Source organism: Tropicibacter naphthalenivorans (genome assembly GCF_900176475.1).
In the GTDB taxonomy this organism is placed as follows: Bacteria; Pseudomonadota; Alphaproteobacteria; order Rhodobacterales; family Rhodobacteraceae; genus Tropicibacter; species Tropicibacter naphthalenivorans.
In genome coordinates, this window is record NZ_FWXX01000017.1 from 1 (window position 1) to 15143 (window position 15143).

Below are 15143 nucleotides of genomic sequence, written 5' to 3' on the forward strand. Positions count from 1 at the left end.
TGATGCGGCGCTGATCCCTGAACCCTTTGCCGAAACCCTCGTCACCGCGCAACTGGGTGTGCTGTGGTTCCAAGTCCATCTCAAGGGCTTGCCGACCCACGTGGCCTATGCCGGCAGCGGGTCCAACGCCATCGAGGCCGCGATCCCGCTGATCCACGCGCTGCACGAGATGGAGCACCGCTGGAACGCCGCCGACCGGCGCAGCGCCGATTACGCCCATATGGATCACGCGCTCAACCTGAACGTGGGCAAGATCGAGGGCGGCGCCCAACCTTGCCACGCCCGCTGTGCAGGCCGCCGTGGCCCGCGCCGGGCTGATCGGGGCGGACATCGAAGAGGCCGTCTTTGGCGCGGCGCTGACCCAAGGGACGGCGGCGGCCAACGTGGCGCGGCACATCACCTTGGCCGCTGGCTTGCCCGACAGCGTGGCGGGGACGACGGTGGACCGGCAATGCGCTTTGGGACTGAACGCTCTGGCGATGGCGTCCCATATGATGCGCTGCGAAGGCGTGGATGTCGCGCTGGCGGGGGGCTTGGAAAGCATCTCTCTTGTGCAGAACGCCCACTGGAACGATCACGCCTACCGCGACCCGCCGGTGCGCGAGGGCTACTATATGGCCATGCTCGACACCGCCGAAGTGGTGGCCGCGCGCTATGGCATCTCGCGCGCAGCACAGGACGCCTATGCGCTGTCAAGCCAAGCCCGCACGCCCCGCGCGCAACAGGCCGGGCGTTTTGCCGATGAAATCGTGCCCGTGCAGGCGGTCCAGCAGATCACGGACAAGGCCACCGGCCAAAGCCGCTCTGCCCCCGTGACCCTGCGCCAGGACGAGTGCAACCGCCCCGGCACCACCGCCGAAGGGCTGGCCAGCCTGGGTGCGGTGCGCGGGCCGGACAAGACCGTCACGGCAGGCAACGCCAGCCAGCTGTCCGATGGCGCGGCGGCGCTGGTGGTGATGGCGGCGTCAGAGGCCGCCCGGCGCGGTCTGACCCCGCTTGGCGCGTTGCGCGGCTTTGCCGTGGTGGGCGTCGCGCCCGAGGAAATGGGCATCGGGCCGGTGGTGGCGATCCCGCGACTGTTGAAACGGCACGGCCTTGCGTTGGACGACATCGACCTTTGGAAAATCAACGAAGCTTTTGCCGCGCAACTGGTGTATTACCGCGACCATCTGGGCATCTCTGACGAGCGGCTCAACGTCAATGGCGGCGCGATTTCCATCGGCCATCCCTACGGCATGAGCGGCGCGCGCATGGCCGGGCACCTCTTGCTCGAAGGTCAGCGGCGCGGCGCGGAATGGGGGGTCGTGTCCATGTGTGTCGGCGGCGGGCAAGGCGCGGCTGGCCTGTTCGAGATTTTTTGAGGGGGTATCATGGACTTTCTGACCCAAGGCCAGCTGGCCTATCTGACCAATCTGCGCCACGCGCTGCACCGCACCCCCGAGGTGTCGGGCCAAGAGCGCGAGACCGCCGCGCGCATCACCCGCGAGCTGCAAGCGCTGGGGCCGGACCGCATTTGGCAGGGGCTGGGCGGGCACGGGGTGGCCGCCGAATTCAAGGGGGCAAAACCGGGGCCGACGGTGCTGCTGCGCTGCGAGCTTGACGGTTTGCCGATCCGGGAACTCTCAAGCCTGCCGTACCGCTCCGAGGTGCCCGGTCAGGGGCATCTGTGCGGCCACGACGGCCACATGGTGTCGATGCTGGGGGTGGCGATGGCGCTGGCGCAGCGGCCCGCCACGGGCCGGGTGATTGTGCTGTTTCAACCCGCCGAAGAGACCGGAGCAGGCGCGCAGGCGGTCATAGAGGATGCGCGCTGGCCAGAGCTGCGCCCGGATTTTGCCTTTGCCTACCATAACTTGCCCGGTCGTCCCTTGGGCGAGATCGGCCTGCGCCCCGGTCCGGGCAACTGCGCCTCGCGCGGGATGCAGGTGCTGTTCGAGGGCAAAAGCTCTCATGCGGCCGCGCCCGAAGACGGGCTGTCGCCCGCAGTGGCCATGGCGGCGCTGATGACCGAACTGCCTGCGCTGAGCCATGGGGCGATTGGCGATGCGGACTTTGCCCTTGCGACCCTGACCCACGCGAAACTGGGGGAGCCGAGCTTTGGCATCGCCCCGGCGGACGGCGAGCTGCGCGTGACCTTGCGGTCGATGACCAATGCGCGCATGGACGAGATGGTGGCGCAGGCACAGACCCTCGTGGCGGCGCGCACGGCGGACCTGCGCAGTGACGTGGCGTGGCACGACGTGTTCCGCGCGGTGGTCAACGACCCCGACGCCACAGAGATCGCGCGGCACACCGCCCGCGCGCAGGGGCTTGCCCTGCATGAGATGGCGCACCCCCTGCGCTGGTCCGAGGACTTTGGACGCTTTGGCGACGACGGGGCCAAGGCCGCGCTGCTGTACATCGGGGCAGGCACGGACCATCCGCAGCTGCACAACCCCGATTACGACTTTCCCGACGCGCTCATCCCCCTGACGGCGGGGCTGTTTCACGGCATCACCCGGTCGCTGCTGGGCGGGCCAGAGGCGTAATTCCCGCGCGCGCTCTGCCGTCTTGGTGCCGGGTGCATCTGGATCGCATCGCGGCCAATCTGGACCGTGCGCTGGCGCTGGTGCCGCCGGGGCGCCGGTTCTGCGCGGTGCTCAAGGCCGACGCCTATGGCCATGGGATCGCGCGGGTTGCCCCCTTGATCAAAGAGCAAGGCGTTGGGATCATTGGCATAACCTCGAACGCAGAAGCCTTTGCCGTGCGCCGAACGGGCTTTGACGGACGGCTTTTGCGCCTGTGCGCCGCGCCCCCCGCCGAGATCGAAGAAGCGCTGGACCTGCGGGTCTAGGAGCAGGTGTCCTCGGTGCAGGGGGCGCAGCATCTGCGCGGTTTGCGGTATGTTGGGCGCAATGCCGCGCCGGTGCATCTGGCGCTGAACTCTGGCGGGATGGCGCGTGATTGCATCGACGTCACCCGGCCCGAGGGCCAAGCCGCCTGCGCCGCGATCCTGCGGTTGCTCGGCGGGCAGATCGCCGGGATTTGCACCCATTTCGCCAACAACGCACCCGAGGCTTTGGCCCGCAGCGCCGCGCTGTTCCAGAGCCACGCCGCTTGGGCCATTGATGCCGGGGCTGTGCCGCTCTGATCTGTTGATCCACGCGGGCAGCTCGCTGACCCTGGTATCGGAGGTGCCGGTCGAGACCGATATGTACCGCTGCGGCGCGCTGCTCTATGGCATCTTGCGCCCCGACTGGGGGTTTGTCCCCACGATGGAGGTCGCCGCCCGCGTCGTCAGCGTGCTGGACTACCCCAACGGTGCGTATGTCGGCTATGACAACGCGGCGCGTCTGACCCGCGACAGCCGCTTGGCCTGTGTGTCGATCGGCTATCAGAACGGCTTTGACAGAGGCGCGACGGAGGCCGCCGTGCTGATCCGCGACCAGCGCGCGCCGGTGGTCGGCAAAGTGTCGATGAACGCGCTGATCGTCGATGTGACGGGCATCGGGGGCGTGTCGGTGGGCGATGTGGCGACGGTCTTTGGCCAAGGCCATCGCGCAGAAATCCCCCAAGCCACGGTTGAGCGGCAGTTCGGCACCATCATGGCCGATCTTTACACCGATTGGGGGCTGCGCAACCCGCGGCTTTATGCCTGAGCCCGCCGCCAGCGCCTGCCTTTGTGGCGGTTGCGGGCACCGACCGGCGGGAAATGGGGCGAACCCACGATTATCAATCGACCTAAGCGGGAAAATCGGCCACCAATTGGCCGGGGGCACGCCCCCCACACAGGCCATCGACACCATAGGAGCGCCAAGATGCTGGACCTGCCGAACACTGCGCAGATTGCGGGCAATGCCGTCAAATGGGGGCGCATGGGGCGCGGTCCGGCCATGGTGGCGATCCACGGCACGCCCTTTTCCTCGCAGGTCTGGCGGCGGATCATCCCGTCGCTGGCCGAACATCGGACGGTCTATTACTTTGACCTTGTGGGCTATGGTCAGTCGGAAATGCGCGCGGGGCAGGACGTGTCTTTGGGCGTGCAAAACGAAGTGCTGGCGGCGCTGATGGACGAATGGCAGTTGGACCGCCCCGACGTTCTTGCCCATGACTTTGGCGGGGCGACCGCGCTGCGGGGGTGGTATCTGAACGGCCTGCGCTATGGCTCTTTGACGATTTTTGACGCGGTGGCGCTGGCGCCTTGGGGCTCGCCCTTTGTGCAGCATGTGCGCCAGCACGAGGCCGCCTTTGCCGGGATGCCAGACTATATGCACCGCGCGATGCTGCGCGCCTATTTGCAGACCGCCGCGCATCAGCCGCTGTCCGAAGAGGCCCATGAGGTCTACGCTGCGCCGTGGCTGGGGCCGGTGGGTCAGCCCGCCTTTTACCGGCAGATTGCCCAGATGGATCAACGCTTTACCGATGAGGTCGAGCCGCTGTATGGCGCGATGGACTGCCCCGTTACGGTGCTTTGGGGCGAGCAGGACGCATGGATTCCCATCGAACGCGGTCAAGAGCTGGCGCGGCGCATTTCGGACCGTCCGATCATCCGCGTGCCGGGGGCGGGGCACCTGATCCAGGACGACCGCCCCGAGGCGATTGTGGCGGCGGTGCTGGGAATGATCTTGGGGCGGTAGGGCGGCGCGGCCCTTGCATCCGGGCGGGGTTTCGCGGGATAGGGACACGGCGCGCGAGATGCGCGAGCAGTGAAAGTGTACCATGTCCCAAGACAAGCCCCCGCAGACCGACCACCTTCAGAGCGATTGTTCGAAATGTGCCGCGCTGTGCTGTCTGGCGCTGGCCTTTGACAAGGGGCGGGACTTTGCCTTTGACAAGAACCCCGGAGAGCCGTGCCGCAACCTGTCCGGCCACAGCTGCACGATCCACGACGATCTGACCGAAAAGGGGTTCCGGGGCTGCGTGGCCTATGACTGTCTGGGGGCGGGCAACCGCGTGGTGCAAGAGGTCTTTGGCGGGCAATCGTGGCGCGACGAGCCGCGCCTGACCCGCGTCATGATGGAAGCCTTTGCCGGGATGCGCGAGGTGCACAAACGCATCGACCTGCTGCGCGCCGCCGGGAGCTTTCCGCTGGAGCCGCGCGATGAACAGACCCGCGCGGGCTTTTTGGCGCGTCTTGAGGACTGGCGTTGGAGCGGGCCGGAGCTGAACGACTTCGAGGTCGCGCTGGCGCTGGAAATCGACATCTTTATCCACTCGCTGTCGGCCTATCTGCCGCAAGCCTTTTTTGAAGAGCGCTAGGGGCGTTCAGGGGCGCCTAGTCTAGGGCGCGATCTGCCCAAAGGTACCCCGCCACTTGGCGATAAAGTTCAGCTGGCGGTGCCGGTCCATGGCCACCAGCGTCGTCGGGTCGATCGAGATAAAGCGCCGCGCGCTTTCAGGCAGGCTGGTGTCTTCGCGGTCGGGCTGCTGGATCAGATTGGCCTCTGTCAGGGCGCGGCGACCCTCGGGGGACAGCAGGTAATCAAGGAACAGCGCCGCCCCTTGGGCATTCGCCGCTCCGCGCGGGATCACCAGGGCGCGCGACAAAAACAGCGTGTAATCGGTGGGATGGATGATGCCGATGTTCGCCTGGGGGGCCGAGGCGACATAGGACCCCAGCACATTGTACGCCATCAGATAGCGCCCCTCGGCCACGCCTTGGATGATCTCGGCAGAGCAACAGGTCGCCACGGCATTGACGCGCGAAAAGCCTTCGAGCAGGCCGCCAAAGGTCGTCGCGGCCTGGCTGTCCATAAAGGCAAAGAGAAACCCAAGGCCCGAGGCCTGAATGTCATAGGTGGCGATCTTGCCGCGATAGCGCAGCGGCGAGCGGCGCATCAGGTCCAGCAGGGCAAAGCGCGATTGCGGCACGTCCTCGGCGGGGACCAGCGCGCTGTTGTAGATGGTGACGGCGGCCTCTTGGGTGATGCCCCAGATCTCATTGCGCCACTTGCGCGTGTCCGGCAAGGCGTCGGTCAGGGGCGAGCGGTAGGGCTGCGCGCAGGCGCGGTTCACAAGGTCCACCATCTGGTGCACCCCAGAGGAAATCACCACATCGGCGCCGGGGCCGTCGCCCTCGCAGGCGCGCAGGCTATCGGCATAAAGCGCGTTTGAGCCCCATTGCTCGTACCGGATGGTGATCTGCGGGTGCCGGGTGACAAAGCCGGTCAGCGCCGGGGCCAGAATGGCGATGTCGGTGGTGGAACGCACGATCAGCGAAACGCCCGGCGCGGTGCCTGCGGCGGCGTCGGTGTCGACACCGGGCGCGGTGAAGACGGCTACCGCCTCTTGGGCGCGGGCGGGCAGCGCAAGCGTCAGCATCAGCAGCAGGGCAAGGGCGCGGATCATGGGCCGACCTCGTTGTGGGCATCACCGTGGGCAGGAAAGGACAGGGTCACGCGGTAGCCGGCGGGGGTCTGGGCCATGCCGACCGTCCCGTCAAAGGCCTGCGCCACGGCGCGCATGATCGACAGGCCGAGACCTGCGCTTTTGCCGCGCGACGCCGCCGAGCGGGCAAAGCGTTCGCCAATCTGGCTCAGCATGTCGGCGGGCGGGCCGTCGCCTGCGTCCTGCACCCAGATCTCGGCCCTGTCCCCAACGCGGGTGACCCCCAGACTGACCGGAGAGGCGCCGTGCCGCAGCGCATTGGCCAGCATGTTCTTGACCGCTTCGCGCAGGGAGATTTCGTCGCCCATGATGGTCGCGGCCTGATCCCCGAGGTCAAGAAGCACCTCGATGTCGGGCGAGAGCAGCTCGTGGTCGCGTTCCTCAAAGATGTGCAGGGCAATGTCGCGCAGGTCCACCGGGGCGGGCGGCGCGTTGTCGGTGCGGTGGATGACCAGCGCCCGCGACAGCATCTGGTCCAGCAGGTTCCCCAGTGACCGCGTGCGCCGCAACAAGCGATCCAGCCGGGCGGGGCGCTGCGCCGGGTCATCCTCCAGCGCCAGTTCGGCCTGCGCGCGGATCGCGGCCACCGGCGTGCGCAACTGGTGCGCCGTGTCGGAAATCAGGTTCTTCATCGCGCCCACCTGCCGGTCGAGCCGCTGCATAAAGCGGTTCATCGAGGCGACCATGACGGCGACTTCGGCGGGGCCGTCGGTGGGCATGGGCGTCAGGTCATAGGGGTCGCGCTCCGCCAGCTCCTGCGCCATCCGCTCCAAGGGCCGCATCGCCGAGCGGATCACAAAAAACGCCCCAAGGATCAGCGCCACGCCCCCAAGGCCCGTCGCCAGCAGGGCGCGGGTTGTCAGGTCATAGGCCATCTCGCTGCGTGCGCGTGACGTCTGGCCGACGGTGATCGACACCACGCCGGAATAATCCCTCTCGGAAAAGGGGCGCACCACGGTGACATAGCGCGCGGCCTCTCCTTGCATGGTGCCATCGAAAAACCGCGGCGCATCAAGGCTGCGCGGCAGATCGGCCGCCGCAGTGGCCCAAGGATGCCCGGTCAACAGCGCGCCAGAGGGGCCGCGCACCGCATAGGCGATGCGGTCGTCCTGCGCCAGGGACAGCAGGCCAAAGGCGGACACGGGGATGTCGGCCACCGGCACCCCGCCGACGATGTTCACGGATTCGGCAATGTCCTGCGCCGCGCCCACGAGCAGGCGGTCAAAGGCTTGCTGCGCCGCGTTCTGCCCATAGGCAAAGGCCGCAAGCGACACCACGACGCCGCCCATCGCCAGCAGCGACAGCACCCCCAGCATCACACGGGCCAACAAGGTGCGGGGCAGCCACGCCTTAGCCATGCTGCACGATCCGGTAGCCAAGGCCGCGCTGCGTCTCGATCGCCACGCTCGACCCAGAGAGCTTTTTACGCAGGCGGGCGATATACAGCTCGATGGCGTTCAGGCCCACGTCGGCGTCGTCAAAGGCGAACAGCCCGTCATAGAGGCGCTGCTTGTTCAGCGTCTCGCCCTGATGGCGCAGCAAAAGCCCGAGCAAGGTCGCCTCGCGCCGGGTCAGGTCCAAGGGTTGGCCCTGCATCGTGGCGCTGAGGCCCGCGGGCGAATAGCTAAGCGGCCCCAAGGTGATGGCATCGGACTTTTGATCCGAGTCGCGACGCATCAGCGCGCGCAGCCGCGCCTCTAGCTCTCGTTGGTCAAAGGGTTTCACCAGATAATCATCCGCCCCAAGGTCCAGCGCCGACACCCGGTCATCCACCGAAAACAGCGCCGTCAGCATCAGCACCGGCGTGCGATTGCCGCGCGCGCGCAGGTCGGACAGCAGTTCGGTGCCGTTGCGATCGGGCAGGTTGATGTCCAGCACGATGGCGTCATAGCGCTGCACTGCAAGGAAATCCTCGGCGTCCTCGCAGGTTTCGGCCAGATCGCAGGCCATACCGCTTTTGCCAAGGCGGATGGCGACCGCTTCGGCAACGTCTGTGGCATCTTCAACGATCAAAACACGCATGGATCGGCCCTTTTTCGGAAAGCTACCTTCCGGTTTGACAGGTTCGTGACAGCTAACCTCATTACACCCCCTTATCAGCCAAGCGCGAGGAGACCGCAAACATTCGCGGAGCGCTGGTCAAGGGACACCGGGCGGCCATACGCCCGGACGATACATCAATGTGGAGGAGTTATCACATGATCCTTAAAGCTTCCCGTCTTGCTCTGGCAGCGGCTGTTCTGGGCGTGTCCGCCCTTGGCGCATCTGCCGAAGGCTTCACCCCCGAAAACCCCGAGTGCATCGCACCGGCGAACCCCGGCGGCGGCTGGGACTTTACCTGCCGTCAGGTCGGCAAGTCGCTGCAAGACCTCGGTCTGCTGGATAAGACCGTGCAGGTCGTGAACCTCGCCGGTGGCGGCGGTGGTGTGGCGTTCGCCGAAGTCGTCAACAAGCGTGGCGATGACAACGACCTGATCGTGGCGGCATCCACCGCAACCGCGACCCGTCTGGCGCAGGGTGCATACCCGGGCAACTCCATGGACCAGGTGCGCTGGCTGGCGACCATCGGTGCGGACTACGGCGTGATCGCCGTGGCGGCTGACAGCGAGATCGCGGACCTGCCCGCGCTGCTCGACCAGATCAAGAACGACCCGACCGCCGTTTCCGTGGCGGGTGGCTCGGCTGTTGGCGGCTGGGACCACCTCAAGGTGCTGATCGCGGCCAACGCCTATGGCATCGAAGACGTGCGCACCGTCAAGTACATCGCCTTTGACGGCGGCGGCGAAGCGGTGACCCAGCTGCTGGCGGGCTCCGTGCAGGCCTTCACCGGCGACATCTCCGAAGCCAAGGGCTTTGTCGACAGCGGTGACATCCGCGTTCTGGCCGTGCTGTCGCCGGACCGCCTGCCGGGCGAATTCGCCGACTTCCCGACCGCAAAAGAGCAGGGCGTTGAGGCCATTGGCGCAAACTGGCGCGGCTTTTACGCACCGGGCAACATGAGCGACGAAGCGTATGACGCATGGGTTGCCAAGATCGCTGACCTCTACGCGTCCGACTCTTGGAAAGAGACCATGGCCGTGAACGGTCTGGCCCCGCTCGACCTGCAAGGCGATGCGTTCCAGTCCTTCGTGTCCGACAGCGTCGCACAAATCCAGGCCATCTCGAAAGAGATCGGCATCATCAAGTGATCGTCTGATCGCTGATTTTTCAGGGCGTCCCCATCGGGGGCGTCCTTTTTCACAACATATGCCGCTACAGGAGATCCCTTATGAGTGATCGTATCTTTGGCGCTGTTGGGGTTCTGCTGGCGATTGGCTTTGCCTTTGCCGCGCTGGCCATCGAAGAGAGCTTTCTATCCGATGCCGTTGGTCCCAAAGCCTTTCCCCTGATCATTGCCGCCATTCTTGGCCTGAGCTCGGCGGTGATCGCCCTGAAACCCGATGCTGCGCCGGAATGGCCCAGCCTGCCGCGCCTGGCCGAAATCCTCGCCGCCGTGGTGGTGATGGTGCTGTACGCGCAATTCCTGCCGGTGGTGGGCTTTGTCATCGCGACGGCCTTTGCCGCGACCTATCTGACGTGGCGTCTGGGCTCTGGCCTGATTGCGTCGGTGGTGACGGGCGTGGGCACGTCTCTGGGCATCTACGTGATTTTCCATCTGGTGCTGGGGCTGTCGTTGGCCCGTGGCCCGCTGGGGTTCTAAGGGGGACTTATGGACACTTTGGCTTCTTTGGCGGATGGCTTTGCCATCGCGCTGACATGGCAGAACCTGGCGCTTGCGCTGCTGGGCTGCTTTTTGGGCACGATCATGGGCGCGCTGCCCGGTCTTGGCCCGTCGAACGGTGTGGCGATCCTGATCCCGCTGGCGTTTACGCTGGGGCTGGGGGCGACGCCGTCGTTGATCTTGCTGACATCGGTTTACTATGGGGCGATGTATGGCGGGCGGATCAGCTCGATCCTGCTGAACATTCCCGGCGATGAACCGGCGATGATGACCTGCCTTGACGGGCACCCCATGGCGCAAAAGGGCATGGCCGGTCAGGCGCTGTCGCTGTCGGGGATTGCATCCTTTGTTGGCGCGTTCTTTGCCACCTGGGGTCTGATCTTCCTCGCGCCGCAGCTGGTCAAGATCGCGCTGCTGTTCGGCCCGGCGGAATATTTCGCGCTGTTCGCGCTGGCGTTCATGACGCTGGGCGGCGTGTCGTCCACGAACCAAGCCAAGTCGGCCTTTGCCGCCGCTTTGGGTCTGGGCCTCGCGATGATCGGTGTGGATACCCAAACCGGCGTGCCGCGCTTTACCTTTGGCGAAGTGCACCTGTACGACGGTCTCGACTTCCTCGTGGCGATCGTGGGTCTGTTCGCGCTGTCCGAGGTCTTTATCTTCCTCGAACACCGCCACGGCAACGCCAGCGGCGATGCGGCCAAGGTCAAGGTCGGCCGTCTGACGCCGCCCATGTCCATGCTCAAGGAAACCACTCCGACCATGGCGCGCTCGACCGTGCTGGGCTTTATCGCCGGGGTGCTGCCGGGGGCGGGCGCGTCGCTGGGCTCTTTCATCAGCTACTCGATGGAAAAGCGTCTGGTGGACCAGAACGGCAAGACCTTTGGCAAGGGTGACCCGCGCGGCGTCGCGGCCCCCGAGGCGGGCAACAACGCCGCCGCCGGTGGTGCGCTGGTGCCGATGCTGGCGCTGGGTGTGCCGGGGTCGGGGACGACCGCCGTGCTGCTGGCCGTGCTGCTGAGCCTGAACATCACGCCGGGGCCGCTGCTGTTCACCCAGAACCCGGACGTGGTCTGGGGTCTGATCGCGGCGCTGTTCATTGCGAACTTTATGCTGCTGGCGATGAACATCCCGATGGTGGGCCTGTTCACCCGCGTGCTGATGGTGCCGCCGCGCATCCTGATGCCGATCGTGGCCATGGTGTCCTTTGTGGGGATCTACGGCATTTCCGGCTCCAGCTTTGACCTGCTGGTGATGATCGGGTTCGGTGTCATGGGCTGGGTGCTGCGCAAGCTGGACGTGCCGCTGGTGCCGATCATCCTAGGGACGCTCTTGGGCAACTCGATGGAGAACAACCTGCGCCGCGCGATCACCATCGACAACGGCGACTGGTTCACCCTGATCGACAGCCCGCTGTCGCTGGTGCTGTGGGCGATTGCCATCATCGGCTTTGTCCTTCCGCTGATCGTGGGCCGCAAGGTCAAGGCGCAGATGCACCAGAACCGCGACGAAGAAGGCGCGATCTCTGACTAAGGGGCAGCGGTACCCTCTCACTCCACTCCTCTTCTCATGAGGGGGTAGCGCAGGGCGGGCCATGATTGGCCTGCCCTTTTTGATTGCTCAAAGCGTTGGCGGCGGGCGCATGGCGACATCCAAAGAAAAAGGCGGGCCGTCGTGGACCCGCCTTTCGTGTCTGTTCAGAGACGCTTTTCAGCGCCGTTTAGCTGCCTGCAAAGGTGGTCAGCATCCAAAAGCACAGGCCCGACAGCAGCGCTGTGGCAGGCACGGTGATGATCCAGGCGGCCACGATGGTCAGGAAGTGCGAGCGGCGCACCAGCTTGCGGCGGCGGCGTTCCTCGGCGGCCATGGGCTTGGACGGGGAACGCGCGATCTTGAGCTTGCGAGAGCGGCGCTCGGCGTGCCATTCGCGGAAGAACCCGACGCCGAACACGCCGCCCACCGCGATATGGGTCGAGCTGACCGGCAGACCCAGCCAGGACGCCGCGATCACCGTGATCGCCGCCGACAGCGCCACGCAATAGGCGCGCATGGGGTTCAGCTTGGTGATCTGGTTGCCGACCATGCCGATCAGCTTGGGGCCGAACAGCAGCAGACCAAAGGAAATGCCGAACGCGCCGATCATCATCACCCACAGGGGGATGGTCACCTTGGTCGCCATGGCAGAGGTTTCCGCCGCCGACACGATCGCCGCCAGCGGGCCGACCGCGTTGGCCACGTCGTTCGCACCATGGGCAAAGGACAGCAGCGCCGCCGACACCACCAGAGGCAGGCGGAACAGCACCTTGAGGCTGCGGTTGCGGTTTTCCAGCCCCTCGGCCTGACGGCGGATGAACGGCTTGGAAATCAAGGTAAAGGCGATGCCCGCGATCAGGCCGATCAACAGGGCGGTGGGCAAGTCGATCTTGATGATCTTTTTCAGACCCTTGATGGCCAGGTAGGTGCCAAAGGCGGCGGCCATGATGCCGATCAGGACTGGCACCCACTTGCGCGCGGCGGCGATCTTGTCCTCGACGTAGATGATCTTCCACTTGATGAAGGCCAGCATGGCGGCGGCGATCAGACCGCCCAAGGCGGGGGAAATCACCCAGGACGCCGCGATCTTGCCCATCGACACCCAGTTCACGGCCACAAGGCCCGCAGCGGCGATGCCCGCGCCCATGACGCCCCCCACAACCGAATGCGTGGTCGACACCGGCGCGCCGATCCACGTGGCGAGGTTCACCCAGATAGCGGCGGCCAGCAGCGCGGCCATCATCGCCCAGATGAACGTCTGCCCTTCGGCAAGTCCCGAGGGGTCGATGATCCCCTTGGAGATGGTCGACACCACATCGCCCCCCGCCAGCAGCGCGCCCGCGCTTTCGAAAATGGCGGCGATGAGGATCGCGCCGAGCATGGACAGCGCCTTGGCGCCCACGGCGGGGCCCATGTTGTTGGCCACGTCGTTCGCACCGATGTTCAGCGCCATATAAGCGCCAAAGCCTGCGGCCACCACGATGATCAACTGTCCCGGCTCACCGCCGGTCAACAAGGACGCCGCCAGCGCCGCGAGGCCGATGAACACCAGCGAGATGCCCATGCCCACCAGCGGGCGCGAGACATACATGCCTGCCGATTCCAGACGCGAGAGCCTGTTCAGGTCTCGGTCGAGTGTTTTCCAAGGGTCTGGCTGGGTCACGTGATGTCCTCCGTTTGGGCTCTGGCCGGGGTGTGAACCGGGTTTTGTACCGGGGGCCGGAACGTCTTTAGTATGTCTGTGAGTTCTGTGTCGGATACGATCCGCGCGGCGTCCTGCACGGGCAGCCAGCGGCGGTCTCGCATCCCGGCTTCGGGATAATCCTCGGCGAGCGAGGCGACCTCGATCCCGAACACCGTGACATTGGTGCGCGCAGGCACGCCGCCGCGCATCTTTTTGATGTAGGTGAACTGACCCATCTCAAAGGGGGCGCGGGCGGTCGGCTGAACGCCGGCCTCTTCCCATGCCTCGTCCAGCGCGCTGCCCGCCGCCGACAGACCCGCCTTGGGCCAGCCCTTGGGGACGATCCACCGCTTGGTGGTCAGCGAGGTAATCAGCAGCACCTCTGGGCCATCCGTGCCCGCGCGATAGCAGATCGCCGCCACCTGGAACCGCGACGGGCGGCGCAGCAGCGGCATCAGGTAGTTCTTGGCAAAGCGGCTTAGCATCCAGACGGGTCCACGGGCGAAAAAGGGTATCGCGCGCGCCTATCAGGTTCACATGCCGAAAATCAATGCTGTTGCTTGGATTCGTCGCAAAACATCGGCAAACCGCCGCAAAAACCCGTCCAGCGTGTCAGTGCAGCAGGTCCACCTGCGTGCTGAGCGTGTCGAGAAAGGTCTCTTGCATCGGGGTGGGTTTCCAGTCGTCGCGCACGGTGGTGCCGATCACATGGGCGCTGTCGCCCAGATCGGTGTCCACCCGCGCCAGCGTGCCGCGGCGACAATCCTCGGCGGCTTCGATCTGCGAGAGCATCGCCAGTTTGTCAGAGCCGCGCAAAAGGCCGCTGACCAGCGCGTGGGCCGAGGATTCGATCATCGGGCCCAAGCAGTCCTGCGGCACATCGGCAAAGAACTGGTCAAAGTGCTGCCGCCCGCGCATCCCCGGATGGCCCACCACCCACGGGTAGGCGGCGAGGTCAGCCTTGGTCGGGTGGCCTATCGACAGGACCGGGTGCTCGGGGCGGCAAAAGACGCCGAGCCGGTCCTCGAACAGGGCGTTTTGGCGAATGTCGGGGGCGGGCAGGGGGTCACGCAGGCGGCCCACCATGATGTCAATCTCGCCGTGGCGCAGCGCATACAGCATGTCGTCAAAGGGCGCATCGACCACGCGCACATGCACCTCGGGCGCGATGTCGTGCAGGCGGTTCAGCACCGGCGGCATGATCGTGCCTTGCGCCAGGGACAGCGCGCCAACCCGCAGGATTGTGCTCTTGCCCGAGGTCAGCGCCACGATATCCTCGACCCCGTGGTCCAGATCGGCAAAGGCCAGACGGATGGCGCGCACCAGCACGTCGCCGTCGCGGGTCACGTCGATGCCGCGATGGGTCTTGGTGTACAGGGTTTTGCCCAGCTGGGTTTCCAGATCGCGTGCCGCGCGATGCAGCGCGGGTTGCGAGATGCCCAAGGCCACGGCGGCCAAGGAAAAGCTGCCATGCCGCGCCACCGCGTCCAGCGCCTTGAGGTGTGTGGTGGTCAGCGCGCCCATAACCCCCGCCGCCGCGCGGATGTTGCGCAAGGCAACCGCAAGCCGGTTCAAGGCCCCCTCGACCCGGACCAAAAACACGGTGCCCGCCGGGGTGGGTACCAAGCCCTTGCTGCGGCGATTGAACAGGGACACGTCAAGCAGGCGTTCCAGCTTGGCCATGGATTGGGTGACGGCGGGTTGCGACAGCTGCATGCGTTCGGCCGCAATAGAGACGCTGCCGCTTTCACAAACGGCAACGAAGGCACGCAGGTGCCGGATATTCATGTCGCGCCCGCTGATCACGGTTGTCCCCCGGAAAGTCGAATGGCGGTATCTAAT

Annotated in this window: 16 protein-coding genes and 1 pseudogene; 11 read left to right on the forward strand and 6 right to left on the reverse strand. The window is 65.8% G+C overall.

Annotation, left to right across the window (positions count from 1 at the left end):
- Positions 1-100: 100 nt before the first annotated feature.
- The 8 genes and pseudogenes from B9A11_RS22370 to B9A11_RS19750 form a co-directional block, all read left to right on the forward strand.
- A pseudogene (locus B9A11_RS22370) lies at positions 101-208 on the forward strand (hypothetical protein); the annotation flags it as partial.
- Positions 209-299: 91 nt separating this feature from the next.
- The gene (locus tag B9A11_RS19720) at positions 300-1361 is read left to right on the forward strand and encodes a thiolase family protein (RefSeq protein ID WP_234988913.1); all 1062 of its coding nucleotides are present in this window, start codon (positions 300-302) and stop codon (positions 1359-1361) included.
- Between the two features lie 9 nt (positions 1362-1370).
- Positions 1371-2528 (forward strand): amidohydrolase, encoded by a 1158-nt coding sequence (locus tag B9A11_RS19725; protein ID WP_058249142.1) that lies wholly within the window; start codon positions 1371-1373, stop codon positions 2526-2528.
- A gap of 32 nt (positions 2529-2560) precedes the next feature.
- Positions 2561-2833, forward strand: a complete 273-nt coding sequence (locus B9A11_RS19730) for an alanine racemase (RefSeq protein WP_058249143.1) — start codon at positions 2561-2563, stop codon at positions 2831-2833.
- A 6-nt stretch (positions 2834-2839) separates the two neighbouring features.
- A complete protein-coding gene (locus B9A11_RS19735) occupies positions 2840-3130 on the forward strand; it encodes a type III PLP-dependent enzyme domain-containing protein (RefSeq protein WP_058249144.1) in 291 nt (96 codons plus the stop codon).
- On the forward strand, positions 3108-3638 hold the full coding sequence (locus B9A11_RS19740; RefSeq protein ID WP_058249145.1) for an alanine racemase C-terminal domain-containing protein: 531 nt from the start codon (positions 3108-3110) through the stop codon (positions 3636-3638). Before B9A11_RS19735 ends, B9A11_RS19740 begins: the two co-directional genes overlap by 23 nt.
- 159 nt (positions 3639-3797) lie before the next feature.
- On the forward strand, positions 3798-4616 hold the full coding sequence (locus B9A11_RS19745; protein ID WP_058249146.1) for an alpha/beta fold hydrolase: 819 nt from the start codon (positions 3798-3800) through the stop codon (positions 4614-4616).
- Positions 4617-4698: 82 nt separating this feature from the next.
- The gene (locus B9A11_RS19750; RefSeq protein WP_058249147.1) at positions 4699-5238 is read left to right on the forward strand and encodes a hypothetical protein; all 540 of its coding nucleotides are present in this window, start codon (positions 4699-4701) and stop codon (positions 5236-5238) included.
- A gap of 21 nt (positions 5239-5259) precedes the next feature.
- Here the strand turns inward: B9A11_RS19750 and B9A11_RS19755 are convergent, their stop codons facing one another.
- Genes B9A11_RS19755 through B9A11_RS19765 form a run of 3 tightly spaced genes read right to left on the reverse strand, consistent with a single transcriptional unit; the run spans position 5260 to position 8388 of the window.
- Entirely contained in the window at positions 5260-6327 is a 1068-nt protein-coding gene (locus B9A11_RS19755) for an ABC transporter substrate-binding protein (protein WP_058249148.1), read from the reverse strand.
- Positions 6324-7724, reverse strand: a complete 1401-nt coding sequence (locus tag B9A11_RS19760; protein ID WP_058249149.1) for a sensor histidine kinase — start codon at positions 7722-7724, stop codon at positions 6324-6326. The genes B9A11_RS19755 and B9A11_RS19760 overlap by 4 nt, the downstream gene beginning before the upstream one ends.
- The gene (locus tag B9A11_RS19765; RefSeq protein ID WP_058249150.1) at positions 7717-8388 is read right to left on the reverse strand and encodes a response regulator transcription factor; all 672 of its coding nucleotides are present in this window, start codon (positions 8386-8388) and stop codon (positions 7717-7719) included. The genes B9A11_RS19760 and B9A11_RS19765 overlap by 8 nt, the downstream gene beginning before the upstream one ends.
- Before the next feature lie 176 nt (positions 8389-8564).
- Here B9A11_RS19765 and B9A11_RS19770 point away from each other — a divergent pair, with 176 nt between their 5' ends.
- The 3 genes from B9A11_RS19770 (at position 8565) to B9A11_RS19780 (ending at position 11617) form a co-directional block, all read left to right on the forward strand.
- The gene (locus B9A11_RS19770) at positions 8565-9554 is read left to right on the forward strand and encodes a Bug family tripartite tricarboxylate transporter substrate binding protein (protein ID WP_058249151.1); all 990 of its coding nucleotides are present in this window, start codon (positions 8565-8567) and stop codon (positions 9552-9554) included.
- An 80-nt stretch (positions 9555-9634) separates the two neighbouring features.
- Positions 9635-10066: a tripartite tricarboxylate transporter TctB family protein gene (locus B9A11_RS19775; protein ID WP_058249152.1), complete on the forward strand. Its 432-nt coding sequence runs from the start codon at positions 9635-9637 to the stop codon at positions 10064-10066.
- Between the two features lie 9 nt (positions 10067-10075).
- On the forward strand, positions 10076-11617 hold the full coding sequence (locus B9A11_RS19780; protein WP_058249153.1) for a tripartite tricarboxylate transporter permease: 1542 nt from the start codon (positions 10076-10078) through the stop codon (positions 11615-11617).
- Positions 11618-11804: 187 nt separating this feature from the next.
- On the opposite strand, the gene B9A11_RS19785 is transcribed toward B9A11_RS19780, so the two are convergent.
- The 3 genes from B9A11_RS19785 to B9A11_RS19795 all read right to left on the reverse strand — a co-directional run bounded on the left by B9A11_RS19785 (position 11805) and on the right by B9A11_RS19795 (position 15089).
- Entirely contained in the window at positions 11805-13280 is a 1476-nt protein-coding gene (locus B9A11_RS19785) for an inorganic phosphate transporter (RefSeq protein WP_058249154.1), read from the reverse strand.
- Entirely contained in the window at positions 13277-13786 is a 510-nt protein-coding gene (locus B9A11_RS19790) for an NUDIX hydrolase (RefSeq protein ID WP_159452536.1), read from the reverse strand. The genes B9A11_RS19785 and B9A11_RS19790 overlap by 4 nt, the downstream gene beginning before the upstream one ends.
- Positions 13787-13913: 127 nt before the next feature.
- Positions 13914-15089 carry a LysR family transcriptional regulator gene (locus B9A11_RS19795; RefSeq protein ID WP_143595952.1) on the reverse strand — a complete coding sequence of 392 codons (1176 nt, stop codon included), beginning with the start codon at positions 15087-15089 and terminating at the stop codon, positions 13914-13916.
- Between the last annotated feature and the right edge of the window lie 54 nt (positions 15090-15143).